The sequence below is a fragment of the Bacillus thuringiensis genome, assembly GCF_001455345.1.
Taxonomy (GTDB): Bacteria; Bacillota; Bacilli; order Bacillales; family Bacillaceae_G; genus Bacillus_A; species Bacillus_A thuringiensis_N.
Genome location: NZ_CP013274.1, coordinates 705,001 through 722,789, shown reverse-complemented (window position 1 = coordinate 722,789; position 17,789 = coordinate 705,001). Strand labels below are relative to the sequence as shown.

Genomic DNA, 17,789 nt, shown 5'->3' with positions numbered 1-17,789 from the left:
TTACTTCAATGTAAGAAATTCTGCAATTGGACCGAGTACTAACATCGGGAAGAATGTTAATGCACCGACAATTACAATTGTTCCGATGAAAATGCCGCCAAATAAACTATTATCCGTACGGAACGTTCCGACTGTTTCTGGTACAACCGTCTTTTCTTTCAATGAAGCTGCCACAGCTAGCATCGTAATTAAACTGAAATAGCGACCTAAAAACATAACTAAACCAGTTGTAATATTCCAAAACGGTGTATTATCCGCTAATCCTTCAAATCCAGATCCGTTATTCGCAGCTGACGATGTATATTCATATACCACTTGCGTCAAACCGTGGAAACCGGAATGAGAAATAGCATCCGTTCCTAAACTTGTGGAAAGTGCTAATGCTGAAAATCCTAAAATAAGCAGTGGATGAAATAGTATCGTTACCGCAATTAATTTCATTTCCTTACCTTCAATTTTCTTACCTAAAAACTCTGGTGTCCGTCCAACCATCAATCCAGATATAAAGACTGCGATAATCGCATACATAATAATGTTCACAAAGCCTGCTCCAACGCCGCCGTATACTGTGTTTAACATCATATTTACGAGTGGTACTAAACCGCCAATTGGTGTTAACGTATCATGCATCGTATTCACCGCTCCGGTTTCAGCAGCTGTCGTTACTGTTGCGTATAGGGAAGAAAATACTGTTCCGAACCTTACTTCTTTTCCTTCTGTACTTCCTTGTACATGTTCAATACCCATTCCATTTAATGCCGGATTCCCGTTTAGTTCAGATGTCGTAATTGTTATAAATCCTAGTAAAAACACCATGAATAGTGAAACGAAAAGGATGCGACCTTGTTTTTTATTTCCTACCATTCGTCCGTACGTAAATGGAAGTGCTGTTGGTAATAACATCATAAGCATCATTTGCAAAATATTACTCATTTGTCCTGGATTTTCGAAAGGATGCGTAGAGTTTGCTCCGAAAAATCCACCGCCGTTATTTCCAAGTTCCTTAATGGAAACGAATGATGCAACAGGTCCACGTAATATACTTTGTTTTGCCCCATCAATCGTTTGTGCTGTAACCGCTCCATCTAACGTTTGCGGTACGCCAAGTGCGACAAAAACTAGTGCCGCAATAAATGCGATAGGAAGAAACACTCTCGTTAACGCTCTCGTAAAATCAACGAAAAAGTTACCGAGTTCTTTTCCAGCCAGCCCTCTTATAAATGCCATAACGAGCGCTAAAGTCGTTGCCGGTGCTGCAAACATTAAGAATGTAATTCCGATTAATTGTGATAAATAAGATAAACCATTTTCACCGCTATAATGCTGTAAGTTCGTATCAGCCATAAAACTAATTGCTGTATTAAAAGCGAGCGTAGGCTCCATTCCTTCAATGTGTGCTGGATTTAATGGCAATACTCCTTGTAGTCTGAAAACGAAATATACGACAACAATCATAAAGCCATTTAATAAAACTAATGATAATGCGTACTGTTTCCACGTTTGATTGTATTGTTTTACACCCGTAATTTTAAAAATAAGTTTTTCAAAAGGCCCGAATACTTGATCTAGCTTTTTGCTACCTTGAAAGGCTTTCTCTAAATAAATTCCCGTTGGCTTTGCCACAAGAATAAACAATAGCATTGTAATAACAACTGCGACCCAGATCATAATGAATGACTCCCCCTAATTAAAACTTTTCCGGATTTAATAATGCATACACTAAGTACACCGTAATTACTGCAACAATAACCGATAAGGCAATCGTCATGATTGCTTCCCTTCTTTCACAACTTTATCTGACCAACTTGCAAGACTTGCCATCGATGCGACTAACACAACAAAAATTCCGATCATTACAACATCTAACATAGCTATCCCTCTCCCTATTGTAAAAATTTACCATCGAATTATCAAAAAAAGAACACTAAGCTCTACTTAGTGTTCGAAATGAACAACACAAAGTAAACCTCCTCTCTAAACGCTTACGAGGTTAGCTGTCGGATTCGGGCCTAAAGAGTAGCCCTACTTTCAAAACTGAAAGATTCACCCCAAGTGACGATGCACAAAATTGGTTCCCCCGCTCCATTTCTGGAACTCAGCGATTTTAGGTTTTTTTGGAAATTTTATGAATGATTTATGAGAGTAAATATACTCCTCTATATTTAACTTGTAAAGAGGCAAATTCCCTAAAATAAGAAAATATACACCTATTTAAACGCTTACATTAAGTGTTATTAATATTCTTTCACCTGTTTTCTCGTCTTTTCTTTCTTTTTCACAGAAATAACCTTTTAAATACGAAATAAAAAGAGCGAATGACATGAAGTGCATAGCTTGTTGCACCTCGCATTCGCTCTTTTTTCATACACTATTTATTCTCCTCGTAAAAAAGCACGTAAATTTCTCCCGCGAATATAAACTTGTGACAATTCTGCATGTAACTGCTCATATTCGATAACATCTGTTTTTAAATATAAAGCGTCTTTTGACGGCAATATGATATAGGGCCTTGGAAAAATAGGATCGAGCACCACCAATTCTTGAACTCGATCTACTGATACCGCCCAACGATTTGCTATATCTCCTAGTAACAACACCTTCATCTTCTTTTCCTCCGCCCTATTCAAAAAATAAAAAAGAAATATTATCACAATTCGTAAACACGACAAATGTAGCTCCAATTGTTTCATAGAGCCTTGCTGGATATCGTTTATTCCTTGTAACAACAGTAATAGGTGCTTGAAAAGAAAAGCGGATGTGTTCTGTGAAGAAACTAACGATTGGAAGCTCATCCCCTAGTAAAATTACCTTCTTAATACACTCACAAATACTAGTAAAATCCTGCTCCTTACTACAACTATACGTCCAATCAAATCCACAATCCCTAACTTCAGCCGCTATCTCTTCATTTGCTGTAAAAATAATTAACTCATGTTGAAATGCTACTAAATCTCTTAAACTATTTACCTTGCTTTCTTCTCCAACACAAATCAGTGTTAGTTCCATGTACCTCATCCTCCTTAGCATAAAAGAACTCAAATATAGATTGATATTCCCCTATACTAATCAGATCGATGAAGTGATGTATCCATCATGGCACCGCCCTCTCTCAAGACGCTTACGAAGTTAGCTGTCGGATTCGGACTTTGAGAGTAGCCCTACTTTCAAAATTGAAAGATTCACCCCTAGTGACACTGCACAAATTGGTTCCTCCGCTCCATATAATTGGACTCAGCGTATTACAAAAAATGTATTCTGGCTGATATATTACTCCTGTAATTGGAAAAAGTAAATAGAAAAAAAGCCAGTTACAAAACTGACTTTTCACTTACTTTACACACGTATTTTATTCACTTTATATGCAAAATGATTCGTCGGTCCATGACCACTTCCAATATTCAGCGCATCTTCAATTGCTATACTAATAAATCGTTTTGCTTCTTGTACTGCCTCTTCAATCGAGTAGCCTTTTGCAAGTCCTGCTGTAACTGCTGACGCAAATGTACAGCCACTTCCATGCGTTTGCTTTGAAGGAATTCGCTCACTTCTAAATTCGATAAACTCTTCTCCATCAAAAAGTAAATCAATTACTTCATTACCTTGATACTCTGCATGTCCGCCCTTCATAAGCACGTATTTCGCACCTAATTCATGCAGTATTTTCGCAGCTTCTTTACTATCTTCAACATTATGAATCTCCGTCCCAGTTAACACTTCTGCCTCAGGAACATTCGGTGTTATAACCGTTGCTACTGGTAATAAATATTCTTTTAATGCTTGTACTGCTTCTTGTTGTAATAATGATGCACCGCCCTTAGCAATCATAACAGGGTCTAGTACAATATTATTCCAGCCAAATTTATTAATATGTTCTGCTACAATTTGAATAATTTCGCTACTAAATAACATTCCTAGTTTCACAGCATCTGGTGTTAAATCCGTACCAATTGAATTCAACTGTTCCGTAATACCTTCTAATGGGACAGGATATACCCCTTGAACGCCAAGCGTGTTTTGAGCAGTAATTGCCGTAATAGCCGTCATCCCATACACACCAAGCTCTTGAAATGTTTTTAAATCCGCTTGAATGCCAGCACCGCCTCCGCTATCAGATCCTGCAATTGTTAAAGCTTTATTCACTTTCATCCCACTCATCCTTTTCTAACCAAAATAGCGATGATAAATCGTCTTTGCTTCGCTTATATCTTTCGTTCCATGTACAAGTACACGACCATCTTTAAAAGCAACTAATCTCTTTTCTTCAACAGAAAATGATAGTAAATATGGATTTACATTTAAATCCGTAACGCGACCTTCCAGCAGCCCCTTATATTGTTCAAAATCCATTTCCCCTTTATGAGGTGGTCTAATTTGAACTGTATTTCTCCCGCATAAAACCGCTGTTTTCGATGTGTTTTCTTTATTTAAATACGGATATAATGCATTCTTTCCGCACGAAGGACAATTGTGTTTACGAAGCTTTTGCACATTCATACATGAATATTCATTCTTCCATACATCAAACGACACAAGACCATCCCGAAGTGATTCGTAATCTTCCACTAACAATTTAAGAGCTTCCGTAACTTGATGAGAAACGACGAGAGATACAGCAGGCGATATAATGCCCGCTGTATCACATGTCGCACCGCCAAGCGGAATCGATTGTAATAAACATGATAAACATGGCGTTTTACTAGGAAGAATTGTGTAGGAAAGGCCGTAACTCCCTACACATGCTCCGTAAATCCATGGAATAGCATATTTTTGTGCTATATCATTCACAATAAAACGTGTTTCGAAATTATCAGTTGCATCAATCATTACATCAACATCTGTAACAAGCTCTTCTAATTCCTCAGCTGTCACATCTTGAACGAGCGCTTCTACTCTTACTTCACTATTAATCTCTTCCAGACGCTTCTTTGCTGCTACAGCCTTCGGAAGATTATTTTCCACATCACTCTCTGCGTACAATTGCTGCCTTTGTAAATTACTCCAATCGACATAATCCCGGTCAACAATCGTTACTGTGCCAACACCTGCTCTTACAAACATTTCTGCATTTGCACTACCTAATGCACCTGCGCCGATAATGAGTACATGCTTTTCTCTTATTTTTTGTTGGCCTTCTTCCCCAATCGGAGAAAATAATTCTTGGCGAGAATATCGATTATTCAACTACGCTCATTCCTTCTAAAGGACTACTTGCCGTTGCACAACGTTTGCGTGCAATACGACCTGCTTCAAATCCTAAACGACCTGCTTCAATACTTAATTTCATTGCTTGTGCCATTTTAATAGGATCTTTTGCCCCTGAAACAGCTGTATTTAATAACACGCCATCTGCTCCTAATTCCATCGCAAATGCCGCATCAGCCGGGCTACCGATACCAGCGTCAACGATAACTGGTACTGTCGCTTGTTCAATAATGAAGCTTAGATTTAAAGGATTTACAATACCAAGCCCTGAACCGATTGGTGATGCTCCTGGCATAATTGCATGCACGCCTAGTTCTTGTAACTTACGTGCTAGTACAACGTCATCAGATGTGTACGGAAGTACGATAAACCCTTCTTCTAGTAACATTTCAGATGCCTTTAACGTTTCTACTGGATCAGGTAATAACGTTCTATCATCACCAATAACTTCAACTTTGATCATGTCACAAAGTCCTGAAGCTTTTGCTAATTTTGCAATACGAACAGCCTCTTCAGCATTTTTGGCTCCGGCTGTATTCGGTAATAACGTATATTTTTTCACATCAAGTTTCTCTAATAAATTAGGCTGCTTTGCATCAAATATATCCATACGACGTACTGCGAACGTTAAAACCTCAGCCTCAGATACATCAATTGCCTTTTGCTGTACATCAAAATCAGGGAATTTTCCTGTTCCTAATAAAAGTCTAGAATGAAATGAAAATGGTCCAATGTTTAACATAATCAACCGCCTCCTACGAAAGTTACAATCTCAATTTGGTCTCCATCAAAAACAGATGTATCTGTATGATCATCTTTTTGTAAAATATCTTTATTACGCTCTACTACAACAATTCTGTTATCTAACTCTAAATGTGTAAGTAGCTCAGCTATTGTTTTCACACTCTCTGGCACTTCAATTTGATTACCATTAATTTTTAAATTCAAACTTCCATCCCCTTTCTAAACTGTTTTAGAAAGCAATGAATCTAGCAAGTGATTCTCCTGCTTTCCTTCTATTAAATCAGCCATATATTGACCAGAAACAGGACTTAATAAAATGCCATTTCGATAATGGCCCGTGCAAGCATATAAACCTTTTATTTCTTCATGCTCTCCCATATAAGGAGCTTCATGATTCGATTGTGGTCTTAATCCTGCCCATGCACTTTCCCATTCTGCTTCTTTTAAAGCTGGCAATATTGTATACGCACGCTCTAATATAGAAGTAATACTTTCTGGTTGCACAGTTTTATTAAACGTATGCGGCTTCATCGTTGCTCCAATTACGTAACGTCCGCCGCGCTTTGGTGCAATGTAAAATCTTTCTTGGAAAATAGGCGCATTTAAAAGTGGTTTTCTACTTCTTACCGCTACTACTTCTCCTTTAACTGGATATGTACCCCATTCGCGGTGAAAATGTGCTAGTAGCTTCGTGCTCCATGAACCACCCGCAATCACAACCTTCTCGCACGCGATAATACCTTCGCTTGTAACGATCCCAGTCACTTTCTTATTTTCAATACGAATATCAAACACTTCTGTCTGTTCATATATATCAGCACCCGAAAATGATGCGGAATGTGCGAAGGCTTTCGTAAGCTCTGGTGCAATAACATGACCGTCTTTCGGATAATATACAGCACCTATAATTGACTCAGATAGAAATGGCTCTTTCTCTCGTAAACGATCTCCTGTTAGAAAATAAGAGTCTTCACCTGTTTTCTGCTGCCAATCCATAATGTGAAGAATTCTTTCCTTCTCATCTTCATTTTGGGCAATACGATAAATTCCTTTTTCTTCATACCCAATATCGATGCCTGTTTTTTCACGTAAAACTTCTGCAAGTTGTGGAAATATAGCCCGGCTTTCTCTAGCAAGTTCAAATAGTGGGTCATATGCATCCCATTCTGCCTGAACCCCAAGTAAACCAGCAGCTGCTTTCGAGGCTTCAGATGCAATCTGTTGCTTCTCTACAATCGCTACTTTATGCCCTCGTTCTGCTAGAAAATGTGCAACTGAACTACCAATTACACCTCCGCCAATTATCGCTACACCATACTTCTTACACATGTTTTTCCGCCCACTTTCTTATTGATTCCTTATAAGATTTCGCTTTGCTATACGGGTTACTACTACTTATAATCCCAGACATAACAGCAATACCACTGACACAGTTAGTCAGAACATCCCCTGTGTTTTCCGTGGTGATTCCTCCAATTGCTATAATTGGTATGGATAAACACTTTGCAATGTCTGAAATTTCTTCAAGCCCTCTCGCTGGTACACCTTTTTTACAATCTGTCGGAAATACATGACCATAGACGAGTGAATCCGCTCCATTCTTAAATGCATCGATCGCCTCTTCTAAAGAATGTACAGAATAGCCGACATGCAAATAAGAAAACTTTTCTTTCACTGACCTTACATTTGCGCTTCGATATCCTAGCTGCACGCGTGGAATGTTTAACAAAATAGCGATATCAATTCGATCATTTATCACTATTTTTGATGCCGGAAAGCCTTTCTTCAAAAGACTTTCCACACCTTCATACAATTCCTTCGTACTTTTCTCACGCTCACGAATATGCAAATAATCAATTTCACTCTCAATTTGCATTGCTACATTCACTAGCTCTTCGAATGACATGTGACCATTTGAGATTACATGAAGCTCATTTTTCATATTCATTCGCCTACTTTAAAATATTTTCGAATAGCTCATCGGCCGGAACGATTTCTTTCGTCATCCCTTTATCTTTCAACCATTTATTTTGTTTCTCCCATGACTCTTTTGAATCCGATAAGAATGGCTCATCTTTCGTTTCCATCTTCTCTAATAAAATTTTCATGCTTTCTTTTTCAACTTCTGGTACAAGCGGGAAGTTTTCTTTTTCTTGATGGTTTAATAAAATATTTAATGCTTCATCTGGATTTTTCTTCATGAAATCATAGCCTTTTTTCGTACCACGTAAGAAGGCTTGTAATGCTTCTTTATCTTTTTTCAACGTTTTATCACCTGTTACAAATACAAGCTCATGATAATTCGGTACACCGTAATCAGCTGGATTAAAGTACGCTGGTTCATGACCTTCATGACGCATAACAGGTACTTCATGGTTAATATATGCCCCTGTTACCGCATCCACTTTTTTCGTAATTAATGCCGGTACTAAATCAAAGCCAACATCGACTACTTTCACTGTATCTGGATTACCACCAGCTTCTTTTACCATCGTTTTTAAATACATCTCACTTAAAGGTGTTCCCGAATAGCCAACTGTTTTCCCCTCTAAATCTTTTGGCGATTGAATGCCTGCTGATTTCAGCGATACAACATGATTTAATGGTGAACGTACAACAGCTCCAATTGATTTCACTGGAATTTGTTCATTTGCTTTTGCCATGACAACATCCGGCTGATAATATAAGCCCACTGTTACTTTTCCTGCAGCTGCTAACGTTAATGGGTCAGTCGGATTGGAAGGGAATTTAATATTCACCTTTACTCCTTCTTCTTTAAAGTAACCTTTTTCAATCGCTGCATAAATAAAGCTATGTACCGCATTTGGGTACCAATCAAGCATGACCGTTATTTCTTTTTCTTTTTTACTCTTATCTGATGCTGAATTACTAGAACATCCAGTAATCATTGCAACTAATAATGTAAATACAAAGATGCGTTTTAAAAATTTCATGAATGCTTCCTCCAACTAATGAATTTCTTTTCTAATACCGAAATAAGTATGACGAAGAAAATAGCTAATAATGATAACAATACAATAGGGGCAAATACACCTGCTCCGTCTAACTGCGTCATCATTCTCTTACTGAAATATCCTAGCCCCGCTTGTGCACCGAGCCATTCACCTATAGCTGCCCCAATTACACTAAGCGGTACTGCAATTTTTAAAGCTGAGAAAAAATAAGGAAGAGCAGACGGCAATTTTAATTTAAGAAAAACATCCTTTTTCGTTGCCCCGTACGTAACTAAAAGCTCTTCCCATTCTTTTTTCGTACTGCGCAGTCCATCATACGTATTGACCGCAATTGGGAAAAACGTAATTAAAACCGTGACAACAACCTTACTCCAGATGGTATATCCAAACCATAAAACGAAAAGTGGAGCAAGCGCGGTAATAGGAATTGTTTGTGAAGCCACTAATAATGGATAAAATGCTCTCTCCATCCAATTACTCGCATTCATTAATATCGCTAGCCCTACCCCAAGTACGATAGAAATAGCCACCCCTATTAAAACGACATATAATGTTGCCGGCAAATGAACCGTAAATAATATATCTTTTAGTTTCCATATTTTCATTACAATTGCAGATGGTGACGGTAAAATGTACATCTCATCTACAATTCTTGCGCCTATTTCCCACATGACAAGTAAAATACTAGACAGTGTAAGGGCAGGTAAAAGTTCCTTCAACCGGTTCATCATACGAGTACCTGCCTTTGTAACATACTAAGAAGCTCATCTTTAAGCGCTAACACTTCAGGCTTATATAAATCTTTTCTTGTCCGGTTACGATCAAGCGGCACTATCCGCTCATTCAAAGTAGTTATCGGCTGCTGCTCCACTACTAAAATTCGATTAGAAAGAAATAATGCTTCTTCCACATCATGAGTGATAAATAAAATTGTTTTTTCCCACTCTTTCCATTGTTCAAACAGCCATTCTTGCAAAGATGCCTTCGTTAAAGCATCCAACGCGCTAAACGGTTCATCTAACAGCAATATCTCCCCGCCTGTTAATAAAGTTCGAATAAAAGATACGCGTTGTCTCATACCGCCAGATAAATCTTTCGGATATTTTGTCTCATACCCTTGTAAGCCAAATTTATGTAACAGTTCCTTTGCCTTTATTTGTGCTTCTTTCTTCTGTACACCTTGGCACTCTAGCGGCAGAGCTGCATTCTCAATAATCGTCCTCCATGGCAGGAGCATATCTTTTTGGGGCATATACCCTACAGGATGGCTCTTTGTTTCTGTCAGCTCTATCTGTCCCGTACTTGCTTCTTCTAAACCTGTAATAAGGCGAAATAAAGTACTTTTCCCGCATCCACTCGGTCCGATAATACTTACAAACTCTTTATCTTGTATAGAAGCATTTAATTCATTGATGATTGGCTTCTCATCATAATGAAAAGAAACATTATGAAACTGTAGTATGTTCTTGCTCCTCAAATCCCCACATCTCCTTACGATAGGACATATCCCAGAATAAATATTCAAATCGACTGGAATATAGGAAAATCTCCTCTAATCGATCTAGCTCTTTTTCAGACTTTCCAACTGCCATTTCATTTAATAAATCTATTAACCAAATACAAAGGTTACCGTATTCTTCAGAACTATATCCTTGAATCCACTCACCAAAGAACTCATGATCTCTTGCTCCAGGAATATCATTTAAACGCTTTCCAATTTCCCAGTAGCTCCACATACACGGAAGAAGTGCTGCTATTAATTCAGCAAGTGTGCCATTTTGAGATACAGACATCATGTAATTTGTATAAGCTAAATTTTTAGCAGATGGTTTGGCGGACTCTATCTCCTCTATAGAAATTCCAAGTCTTTTTGCATACTGTTTATGGATCGTCATTTCTCCATTTAATATTCCATCAATTTGTTCAGCAAATTTCCCCATTACTTGTGGATTCGTTGCCTTTACAACACCAATCGCATATAGCTTTGCATAATCTAACAAATATAAATAATCTTGGATAATATAATACTGAAACTTATCTTTTTCTAACGTGCCATCTCCCATACCTACTACAAACGGATGATTATGACTCATCTCCCAAACTGGTTGTACAGTTTCTAATAATCTATCGCAAAATTTCATTTCTCTATCCCCTTTCAATTTATATATCTAAATAAAAAACCACTTCTAAATAAGAAGTGGTTACAGCAAATAAAATTATAATTTATTCGTTGCTCCACTTCCCTTCGCTAGTATTACCTAGATCAGGTCTGTAAGGGTTAAGGATTATTCCTCTCTCAGCACAACAAGCACCCCTAGTGGTTTCAATATGAAATTTTTAAATAAAAAAGCCCCGTTTCTATACGCAAAGAAACGGGACTCATTATTAGTGTCCGAATTGCTTCCCTACGCTAGCATAATCTAGATCAGGTAATGAAAAGGATCAAAGGCTTACGGCCTACTCTCAGCTGGCAACACCAGCTCTCCTAGCAAACTATGAAATTATCACTGTCAGTATAACACCGTAATAAGACATCATCAACTATTTTAATTTTCTCAATTGTCAACAAAATAACAAAACTATATAATACTTATATTCTATCTTAGAAATTAATATCCTAATTAATTGGATATTAAGGAATCATTATCCTCAAAAAATTTATTTTTTTATTGATTTCATATTACATTTATGTGAATACACCCACTATATTATATCTTTATACTATAATAAAATTACAACTATACAACTAGAGGAGGTCTCTATTATATGAACATGAAAGCTACTGCTTTAACAGCAACTACTGTCGCAATTGCCTCTTTACTTCCTTCTATGGGAGAAACAACCGTACAAACAGCCAACGCTGAACAATTATCTAACGTGAAAACTGGATATGTCAAAGTCGATCAAGTAGCCTTACATGCACAAGATAACGCAAATAGCTCATCAATTGATACAATTCGCTTTAATACGAAAGTAAACATACTTGAAACAACTAATAGCTGGTATAAAGTATCTGTTAATAATAAAGTAGGTTACGTACAAAAAGATGCTATTCTACTAAAAAACAAACTTCAATCTAATAATCAATACATCGTTAATGCCAATGCATTAAACGTTCGTTCTGAACCTAATTTAGAATCTTCAATTTTAGATGTATTACCAAATGGGAAATTCGTTACCATTCAAGAAGAACAAGGTGAGTGGTATAAAATTTTACATAATGGCAAAACAGGTTACGTACAAAAGGCATTCGTGTCTAATGGTTCACAGCCTTTAGTAAAAGGCATCACAGTCCAAAATAATACGAAATACACAGTTGCAACACCTAAACTTAATGTACGTAGCACTGCTAGTACAAGTAGTGCACTACTTGGTTCATTACAAAATGGTACACAAATACAAGTAGTGGAAACTGTCGGAACGTGGTATAAAATTCGTTTTGGCACAGGATACGGATATGTAGCAAAGCATTATGTGGTGCAAAATCAAACGCAATCACAAACTCAAACAGCTCAACCTACTTCCATTCCAGCAGTTTTCAAATTCCCTACTCAAGGAAGAATTAGCTCAACCTTTGATATGCGCTGGGAACAAATGCATTATGGGATAGATATTGCAGCTCAGGGTAATGTCTCTATCCAAGCTGCGGCTGCAGGTAAAGTTGTGAAATCATATTATTCAGCTAGCTATGGCAATGTTGTGTTCATCGCTCATCAACTAAACGGGAAACTATATACAACAGTCTATGCTCATATGAAAGATCGCACTGTACAAGCTGGCGATCAAGTACAAGCTGGACAATTAGTAGGTCATATGGGAAACACAGGTCATTCATACGGGCAACATCTTCATTTTGAATTACACAATGGAGAATGGAATTTTGAAAAAACAAATGCAGTAAACCCACTGCCATATTTAGTTAGGTAAATTGTATGCCACGCAATATCAATATACCTCTCTTAATTGAATACTTAGCCTTTTTAGGTTTAATCTGTTGTTTAATCATTTACAATACAAATACTGTATTTTTATCTATTATCATTGCTTTTGTCGCTTTAGAAATTATGATGGAATCCTTTCAAGTTCAACTAAAACAAAAAATTGCACATATTTATAATGCCATCTTTCTATTAAGTGCCCTAATAACAAATATTATTAGTAATGGTTTTTATTTATCTACCGTATTTCCTGTGTTCTTTATGGCTGTTTTACTATTCATAGCTAGATACATTCATGTCCCTAATAACAAAAAACACGAACAAGAAGCTTAGAAAGAGGAGACACTGTGTACCGATCTTTCAAAGATAATCCACTAAAATATATATTGAATTTATATAAAAAAATAAATACTTTTTTTGGTATACAAGGAAGCAATACAGCACAATTTCTCCTTTATGGAATGTTATTTCTCGTCTTAATTGCGTTCTCCTTGCTTTATTAATAAAAAAAGGATCTCACATAAAATTGAGATCCTTTTTAATTTATATAAATTTTTTATATAGAAAATGCTCTTTATCCACAAGCATATTTTTCATAAATAAAGCTAAGATTATATTTTTTCTCCAAGCTCATCCTTTGTTCATCATCGCACCAATAGAACAGAATGTCATGAATCGTTGCATAACGCTTATTTTTAAGAAATAGTTTAAAGAATGATGGCAGACAATCATGTAATTGTATAAATATATAATTGCGTAATATTTCTTCTTTATATTCAATGCCCTTACAAATATACAGTAATTCTTCACAATAATATGCATGCTGTGGAACTTGAATCATTTCGAAAAATGGCACATATGATAATAATTTTCCAATAAAATGATCATATCGATCCATTATTCCTATCGTCATATGCTCCATCATATCTTTCATTACATATAAATAATCATCTACATGAGTAGTCTTTAATGGGTCTAATCGATCTGAAATTTGAGAAAGTACAGCTCTTTGACAAGCTAATACTGCTTGACTAGGTCCATAATATGATAGGAAGTCTGTACACTTACGATATTTCCGTAATAAGTCATGTGTATATAAATCATACACAAAAGTATTACAATACATCGCTAGACTCATCATATCACTATTTAATTGTTCCTTTGATAGGAACTTAGCTCTCTTACACATATAAAAGAATGTAAATTCCAATACTTCTTTATGGGATAATAGATGTTTACACTCCTTTATACATTTCTCATTAAATTTAACTCTATCCCAAATTTCTACATCCCCATCAGTCAATTCACCAATACGATATTTAATAATTAAATAGTTTAAAGCAACCGCTTGCGTCAAAAGATCCCACGTTTCATATTCCAATGAAGTGTGAACAAACTCAGCTAGTCCTTGATTTACCATAAAAGTATTTGCTTCTTCATACCAACCAATCTCTTGGCATAAGCGAAGAATACGTACTAAAGTTGGAATTTCATCTTTATGAAACTGTGGTAAATTCTTTGCTTTATTCATTCCATATACGATAAATGCCGCTAAATTTTCTTCTTTATAAAATTCTTTTTCTTTCCACACTAATATAGTTCGTTCTTTCCCTTCACCTTTTGGATGACAAGGTACAAGCAAAGAAAATAATTCAGCGAAATTATTTGGTTCTATATATGTATCTGTAACCAAATTCCAATTTGGATCGCGCTGTACAGCTTTCATATAATTCCCCTTCCCTTTTGTCTACATAGGAAATATTAATCCATTATTACATCATTAATAGTAAATATTGTTATATTCGAAATTTTTCATAATACTTATATCTATTAGTATATCATTTTTTCTCTTATTTAAAATTAGGAATGACAAATTTAAATAAACTGTCGAAATTACTAACCGTATACTTATTATATAATGGCTCAGATACATCATGCTAACATATTAGTTTAATCCATATATACTAGAATAATGCATCTGATTTTTATACGTAACTTATCCCACTAATTAAAGTCTCTCTTCATTCCGTATGCTCCGAGATTTCACTTAAAGCGAATCCCGCTTGATCATCTGCCGATTTTCTTGTAGCTAAATCACCTAATGCTAGCATCCCAACAAGTTGACCACTTTCAACTACTGGTAATCGTCTAATTTGATACTGTGCCATTAACTCTGTAGCTTTTTCAATAGAATCATCTGGAGCAACTGAAACAATATTTGTTGTCATTACATTTGTAATTTTATTAGATCCAGGATGTTTCTCAGCAATGCCTCTAACAACTAAATCGCGATCCGTAACAAGCCCAACAACTTGCTCATTTTCAACAACCGGAATCAATCCAATCGATTCTTCTTTCATCTTTACAGCAGCCTCGTATACATTGTCTAGCGGTGTACAATGTACAATATGAGTACTCATAAGGTCTCTCACTCGTGTCATTTTTGTCTCCTCCTTTTTATACATACCATAGTTTTTCCTAAATCCCTTTATTTATTTCAGGAAAATCAGTAGATAAAAGAGGATTAGCGCACAATAAAAAAGAGTCAGCAATGTGCTGACTCTTTTTTTATGACCCGTACGGGATTCGAACCCGTGTTACCGCCGTGAAAGGGCGGTGTCTTAACCACTTGACCAACGGGCCATGGCTCCGCAGGTAGGACTCGAACCTACGACCGATCGGTTAACAGCCGATAGCTCTACCACTGAGCTACTGCGGAATAATATATGGTGGGCCTAAATGGACTCGAACCATCGACCTCACGCTTATCAGGCGTGCGCTCTAACCAGCTGAGCTATAGGCCCATATACTTTACAGGGGCAGTAGGAATCGAACCCACACTGGAGGTTTTGGAGACCTCAGTTCTACCTTTAAACTATGCCCCTAAAGGATGCCGACTAGAGGACTTGAACCCCCAACCTACTGATTACAAGTCAGTTGCTCTACCAATTGAGCTAAGTCGGCATAAAAAAAATGGTGGCTCGGGACGGAATCGAACCGCCGACACGAGGATTTTCAGTCCTCTGCTCTACCGACTGAGCTACCGAGCCAACATAAATGGCGGTCCCGACCGGGGTCGAACCGGCGATCTCCTGCGTGACAGGCAGGCATGTTAACCACTACACCACGGGACCATTTGGTTGCGGGGACAGGATTTGAACCTGCGACCTTCGGGTTATGAGCCCGACGAGCTACCGTGCTGCTCCACCCCGCGACAATATAATATTTTTTTAAAAAAATGGAGGAGGTAGAGGGATTCGAACCCCCGCGCGACTCTCGCCGCCTGTCGGTTTTCAAGACCGATCCCTTCAGCCGAACTTGGGTATACCTCCATGAAGGAAAAAAGAAATATTTTATTATTTATGTCTAAACCATTTAAAAATAAAATGGAGGAGGTAGAGGGATTCGAACCCCCGCGCGATTCTCACCGCCTGTCGGTTTTCAAGACCGATCCCTTCAGCCGAACTTGGGTATACCTCCGAGACATATAATAAATAAAGTGGAGCCTAGCGGGATCGAACCGCTGACCTCCTGCGTGCAAGGCAGGCGCTCTCCCAGCTGAGCTAAGGCCCCATGTTTTTGGGAATATCGGGAAGACAGGATTTGAACCTGCGACCCCCTGGTCCCAAACCAGGTGCTCTACCAAGCTGAGCCACTTCCCGTTAATAAAAGCGCGCCCGAGAGGAGTCGAACCCCTAACCTCTTGATCCGTAGTCAAACGCTCTATCCAATTGAGCTACGGGCGCATATGGTGCCGAGGGCGGGGGTCGAACCCGCACGGTGGTCACCCACCGCAGGATTTTAAGTCCTGTGCGTCTGCCTGTTCCGCCACCCCGGCATGTCATATTGAAAATTGGAGCGGAAGACGGGATTCGAACCCGCGACCCCAACCTTGGCAAGGTTGTATTCTACCACTGAACTACTTCCGCAAAAATGATGAGCCATGAAGGACTCGAACCTTCGACCCTCTGATTAAAAGTCAGATGCTCTACCAACTGAGCTAATGGCTCGTAAATGGCTGGGCTAGCTGGATTCGAACCAGCGCATGACGGAGTCAAAGTCCGTTGCCTTACCGCTTGGCTATAGCCCATTAATATTTACTAGTATGGTTATCTTTTCAAAAAAATAAACCCTCTCAGGTTATTTTAAAGAAAATGGTGGAGGGGGGCAGATTCGAACTGCCGAACCCGAAGGAGCGGATTTACAGTCCGCCGCGTTTAGCCACTTCGCTACCCCTCCGACATATATGGTGGAGGATGACGGGATCGAACCGCCGACCCCCTGCTTGTAAGGCAGGTGCTCTCCCAGCTGAGCTAATCCTCCATTTGCCTGGCAACGTCCTACTCTCACAGGGACAAGGTCCCAACTACCATCGGCGCTAGAGAGCTTAACTTCCGTGTTCGGTATGGGAACGGGTGTGGCCTCTCTGCCATCATTACCAGACTGTATTCATTTAAGACAAGAATTATTGTAACTCATTTAACTTTTAAAGTCAACAAGTTTTTTATATTCTTTCAAAACTAGATAACATTGCTTCATATTATATGGTTAAGTCCTCGATCTATTAGTATTCGTCAGCTCCACATGTCACCATGCTTCCACCTCGAACCTATCAACCTGATCATCTTTCAGGGATCTTACTAGCTTACGCTATGGGAAATCTCATCTTGAGGGGGGCTTCATGCTTAGATGCTTTCAGCACTTATCCCTTCCGCACATAGCTACCCAGCTATGCCCTTGGCAGAACAACTGGTACACCAGCGGTGCGTCCATCCCGGTCCTCTCGTACTAAGGACAGCTCCTCTCAAATTTCCTACGCCCACGACGGATAGGGACCGAACTGTCTCACGACGTTCTGAACCCAGCTCGCGTACCGCTTTAATGGGCGAACAGCCCAACCCTTGGGACCGACTACAGCCCCAGGATGCGA

At 38.3% G+C, this 17,789-nt stretch carries 19 protein-coding genes, 19 tRNA genes, 2 rRNA genes and 4 riboswitches (1 of these 44 running past the window's edge); of the genes, 2 read left to right on the top strand and 38 right to left on the bottom strand.

All coding sequences use genetic code 11. The features are described 5' to 3' along the window. From kdpA to tenA, 15 genes are all read right to left on the bottom strand, one after another. Positions 1-1,668 carry a potassium-transporting ATPase subunit KdpA gene (gene kdpA, locus ATN06_RS03940; protein ID WP_060629608.1) on the bottom strand — a complete coding sequence of 556 codons (1,668 nt, stop codon included), beginning with the start codon at positions 1,666-1,668 and terminating at the stop codon, positions 1-3. Between the two features lie 19 nt (positions 1,669-1,687). Then, entirely contained in the window at positions 1,688-1,768 is an 81-nt protein-coding gene (gene kdpF, locus ATN06_RS03935) for a K(+)-transporting ATPase subunit F (RefSeq protein ID WP_060629607.1), read from the bottom strand. Further along, complete coding sequence (locus ATN06_RS03930; RefSeq protein ID WP_000887889.1) at positions 1,765-1,869, bottom strand: SipW-dependent-type signal peptide-containing protein; 105 nt, start codon at positions 1,867-1,869, stop codon at positions 1,765-1,767. Before ATN06_RS03930 ends, kdpF begins: the two co-directional genes overlap by 4 nt. A 96-nt stretch (positions 1,870-1,965) precedes the next feature. After that, positions 1,966-2,111: riboswitch (cyclic di-AMP (ydaO/yuaA leader) on the bottom strand. A gap of 261 nt (positions 2,112-2,372) precedes the next feature. Then, positions 2,373-2,603 carry a hypothetical protein gene (locus ATN06_RS03920; protein WP_048526269.1) on the bottom strand — a complete coding sequence of 77 codons (231 nt, stop codon included), beginning with the start codon at positions 2,601-2,603 and terminating at the stop codon, positions 2,373-2,375. A gap of 16 nt (positions 2,604-2,619) precedes the next feature. Continuing rightward, positions 2,620-3,006, bottom strand: a complete 387-nt coding sequence (locus ATN06_RS03915) for a hypothetical protein (RefSeq protein ID WP_060629605.1) — start codon at positions 3,004-3,006, stop codon at positions 2,620-2,622. 93 nt (positions 3,007-3,099) lie between these two features. Then, positions 3,100-3,247: riboswitch (cyclic di-AMP (ydaO/yuaA leader) on the bottom strand. 86 nt (positions 3,248-3,333) lie between these two features. After that, positions 3,334-4,155, bottom strand: a complete 822-nt coding sequence (thiD, locus tag ATN06_RS03910) for a bifunctional hydroxymethylpyrimidine kinase/phosphomethylpyrimidine kinase (protein ID WP_110093207.1) — start codon at positions 4,153-4,155, stop codon at positions 3,334-3,336. Positions 4,156-4,161: 6 nt separating this feature from the next. Further along, on the bottom strand, positions 4,162-5,181 hold the full coding sequence (gene thiF / locus ATN06_RS03905; protein ID WP_060629603.1) for a thiazole biosynthesis adenylyltransferase ThiF: 1,020 nt from the start codon (positions 5,179-5,181) through the stop codon (positions 4,162-4,164). Beyond that, positions 5,174-5,944: a thiazole synthase gene (gene thiG, locus ATN06_RS03900; protein ID WP_000931995.1), complete on the bottom strand. Its 771-nt coding sequence runs from the start codon at positions 5,942-5,944 to the stop codon at positions 5,174-5,176. Before thiG ends, thiF begins: the two co-directional genes overlap by 8 nt. Positions 5,945-5,946: 2 nt before the next feature. Further along, positions 5,947-6,150, bottom strand: coding sequence for a sulfur carrier protein ThiS (gene thiS, locus ATN06_RS03895; protein ID WP_029437516.1), 204 nt, complete (start codon positions 6,148-6,150; stop codon positions 5,947-5,949). Positions 6,151-6,165: 15 nt separating this feature from the next. Beyond that, the gene (thiO, locus tag ATN06_RS03890; protein WP_060629602.1) at positions 6,166-7,275 is read right to left on the bottom strand and encodes a glycine oxidase ThiO; all 1,110 of its coding nucleotides are present in this window, start codon (positions 7,273-7,275) and stop codon (positions 6,166-6,168) included. Further along, positions 7,268-7,888, bottom strand: coding sequence for a thiazole tautomerase TenI (tenI, locus tag ATN06_RS03885; RefSeq protein WP_060629601.1), 621 nt, complete (start codon positions 7,886-7,888; stop codon positions 7,268-7,270). Before tenI ends, thiO begins: the two co-directional genes overlap by 8 nt. A 10-nt stretch (positions 7,889-7,898) precedes the next feature. After that, positions 7,899-8,900, bottom strand: a complete 1,002-nt coding sequence (locus tag ATN06_RS03880; RefSeq protein WP_060629600.1) for an ABC transporter substrate-binding protein — start codon at positions 8,898-8,900, stop codon at positions 7,899-7,901. Then, positions 8,897-9,649 (bottom strand): ABC transporter permease, encoded by a 753-nt coding sequence (locus tag ATN06_RS03875; RefSeq protein WP_060633090.1) that lies wholly within the window; start codon positions 9,647-9,649, stop codon positions 8,897-8,899. Before ATN06_RS03875 ends, ATN06_RS03880 begins: the two co-directional genes overlap by 4 nt. Next, positions 9,649-10,398 (bottom strand): ABC transporter ATP-binding protein, encoded by a 750-nt coding sequence (locus ATN06_RS03870; protein ID WP_060629599.1) that lies wholly within the window; start codon positions 10,396-10,398, stop codon positions 9,649-9,651. Before ATN06_RS03870 ends, ATN06_RS03875 begins: the two co-directional genes overlap by 1 nt. Continuing rightward, entirely contained in the window at positions 10,367-11,062 is a 696-nt protein-coding gene (gene tenA / locus ATN06_RS03865) for a thiaminase II (protein WP_000666826.1), read from the bottom strand. The genes ATN06_RS03870 and tenA overlap by 32 nt, the downstream gene beginning before the upstream one ends. Before the next feature lie 82 nt (positions 11,063-11,144). After that, positions 11,145-11,247, bottom strand: a riboswitch (TPP riboswitch). Positions 11,248-11,306: 59 nt separating this feature from the next. Next, positions 11,307-11,418: riboswitch (TPP riboswitch) on the bottom strand. A 269-nt stretch (positions 11,419-11,687) separates the two neighbouring features. Here tenA and ATN06_RS03860 point away from each other — a divergent pair. After that, positions 11,688-12,848: an SH3 domain-containing protein gene (locus tag ATN06_RS03860; protein WP_060629598.1), complete on the top strand. Its 1,161-nt coding sequence runs from the start codon at positions 11,688-11,690 to the stop codon at positions 12,846-12,848. A 5-nt stretch (positions 12,849-12,853) separates the two neighbouring features. Next, positions 12,854-13,192, top strand: a complete 339-nt coding sequence (locus ATN06_RS03855) for a hypothetical protein (RefSeq protein WP_060629597.1) — start codon at positions 12,854-12,856, stop codon at positions 13,190-13,192. Between the two features lie 241 nt (positions 13,193-13,433). On the opposite strand, the gene ATN06_RS03845 is transcribed toward ATN06_RS03855, so the two are convergent. From ATN06_RS03845 to ATN06_RS03735, 23 genes are all read right to left on the bottom strand, one after another. Further along, on the bottom strand, positions 13,434-14,585 hold the full coding sequence (locus ATN06_RS03845) for a DUF3965 domain-containing protein (protein WP_060629595.1): 1,152 nt from the start codon (positions 14,583-14,585) through the stop codon (positions 13,434-13,436). Positions 14,586-14,880: 295 nt separating this feature from the next. Then, positions 14,881-15,300 (bottom strand): CBS domain-containing protein, encoded by a 420-nt coding sequence (locus ATN06_RS03840; protein ID WP_060629594.1) that lies wholly within the window; start codon positions 15,298-15,300, stop codon positions 14,881-14,883. 130 nt (positions 15,301-15,430) lie between these two features. Next, positions 15,431-15,502 (bottom strand) — tRNA-Glu (locus tag ATN06_RS03835). Position 15,503: 1 nt separating this feature from the next. Next, positions 15,504-15,578: transfer RNA gene (locus ATN06_RS03830), tRNA-Asn, on the bottom strand. 8 nt (positions 15,579-15,586) lie between these two features. Next, positions 15,587-15,663: transfer RNA gene (locus ATN06_RS03825), tRNA-Ile, on the bottom strand. Positions 15,664-15,673: 10 nt separating this feature from the next. After that, a tRNA-Trp gene (locus ATN06_RS03820) sits at positions 15,674-15,744 on the bottom strand. Positions 15,745-15,750: 6 nt separating this feature from the next. Continuing rightward, positions 15,751-15,823 (bottom strand) — tRNA-Thr (locus ATN06_RS03815). Between the two features lie 10 nt (positions 15,824-15,833). Beyond that, positions 15,834-15,909 (bottom strand) — tRNA-Phe (locus ATN06_RS03810). 8 nt (positions 15,910-15,917) lie between these two features. Beyond that, positions 15,918-15,993 (bottom strand) — tRNA-Asp (locus ATN06_RS03805). Between the two features lie 3 nt (positions 15,994-15,996). After that, positions 15,997-16,073: transfer RNA gene (locus tag ATN06_RS03800), tRNA-Met, on the bottom strand. Between the two features lie 25 nt (positions 16,074-16,098). Next, positions 16,099-16,191: transfer RNA gene (locus ATN06_RS03795), tRNA-Ser, on the bottom strand. A 55-nt stretch (positions 16,192-16,246) separates the two neighbouring features. Beyond that, a tRNA-Ser gene (locus ATN06_RS03790) sits at positions 16,247-16,339 on the bottom strand. A gap of 20 nt (positions 16,340-16,359) precedes the next feature. Further along, a tRNA-Ala gene (locus ATN06_RS03785) sits at positions 16,360-16,432 on the bottom strand. A 15-nt stretch (positions 16,433-16,447) separates the two neighbouring features. Continuing rightward, positions 16,448-16,521 (bottom strand) — tRNA-Pro (locus ATN06_RS03780). 10 nt (positions 16,522-16,531) lie between these two features. Then, a tRNA-Arg gene (locus ATN06_RS03775) sits at positions 16,532-16,605 on the bottom strand. Between the two features lie 3 nt (positions 16,606-16,608). Continuing rightward, positions 16,609-16,697, bottom strand: a tRNA-Leu gene (locus tag ATN06_RS03770). 16 nt (positions 16,698-16,713) lie between these two features. After that, positions 16,714-16,788 (bottom strand) — tRNA-Gly (locus ATN06_RS03765). Between the two features lie 8 nt (positions 16,789-16,796). Next, a tRNA-Lys gene (locus ATN06_RS03760) sits at positions 16,797-16,869 on the bottom strand. A 5-nt stretch (positions 16,870-16,874) separates the two neighbouring features. Further along, positions 16,875-16,949, bottom strand: a tRNA-Gln gene (locus tag ATN06_RS03755). 65 nt (positions 16,950-17,014) lie between these two features. Next, positions 17,015-17,098, bottom strand: a tRNA-Tyr gene (locus ATN06_RS03750). Positions 17,099-17,106: 8 nt separating this feature from the next. Then, a tRNA-Val gene (locus ATN06_RS03745) sits at positions 17,107-17,182 on the bottom strand. 4 nt (positions 17,183-17,186) lie between these two features. Further along, positions 17,187-17,302 (bottom strand): 5S ribosomal RNA (gene rrf, locus ATN06_RS03740). A gap of 101 nt (positions 17,303-17,403) precedes the next feature. Next, positions 17,404-17,789: ribosomal RNA gene (locus ATN06_RS03735) — 23S ribosomal RNA — on the bottom strand (it continues 2,537 nt past the right edge of the window).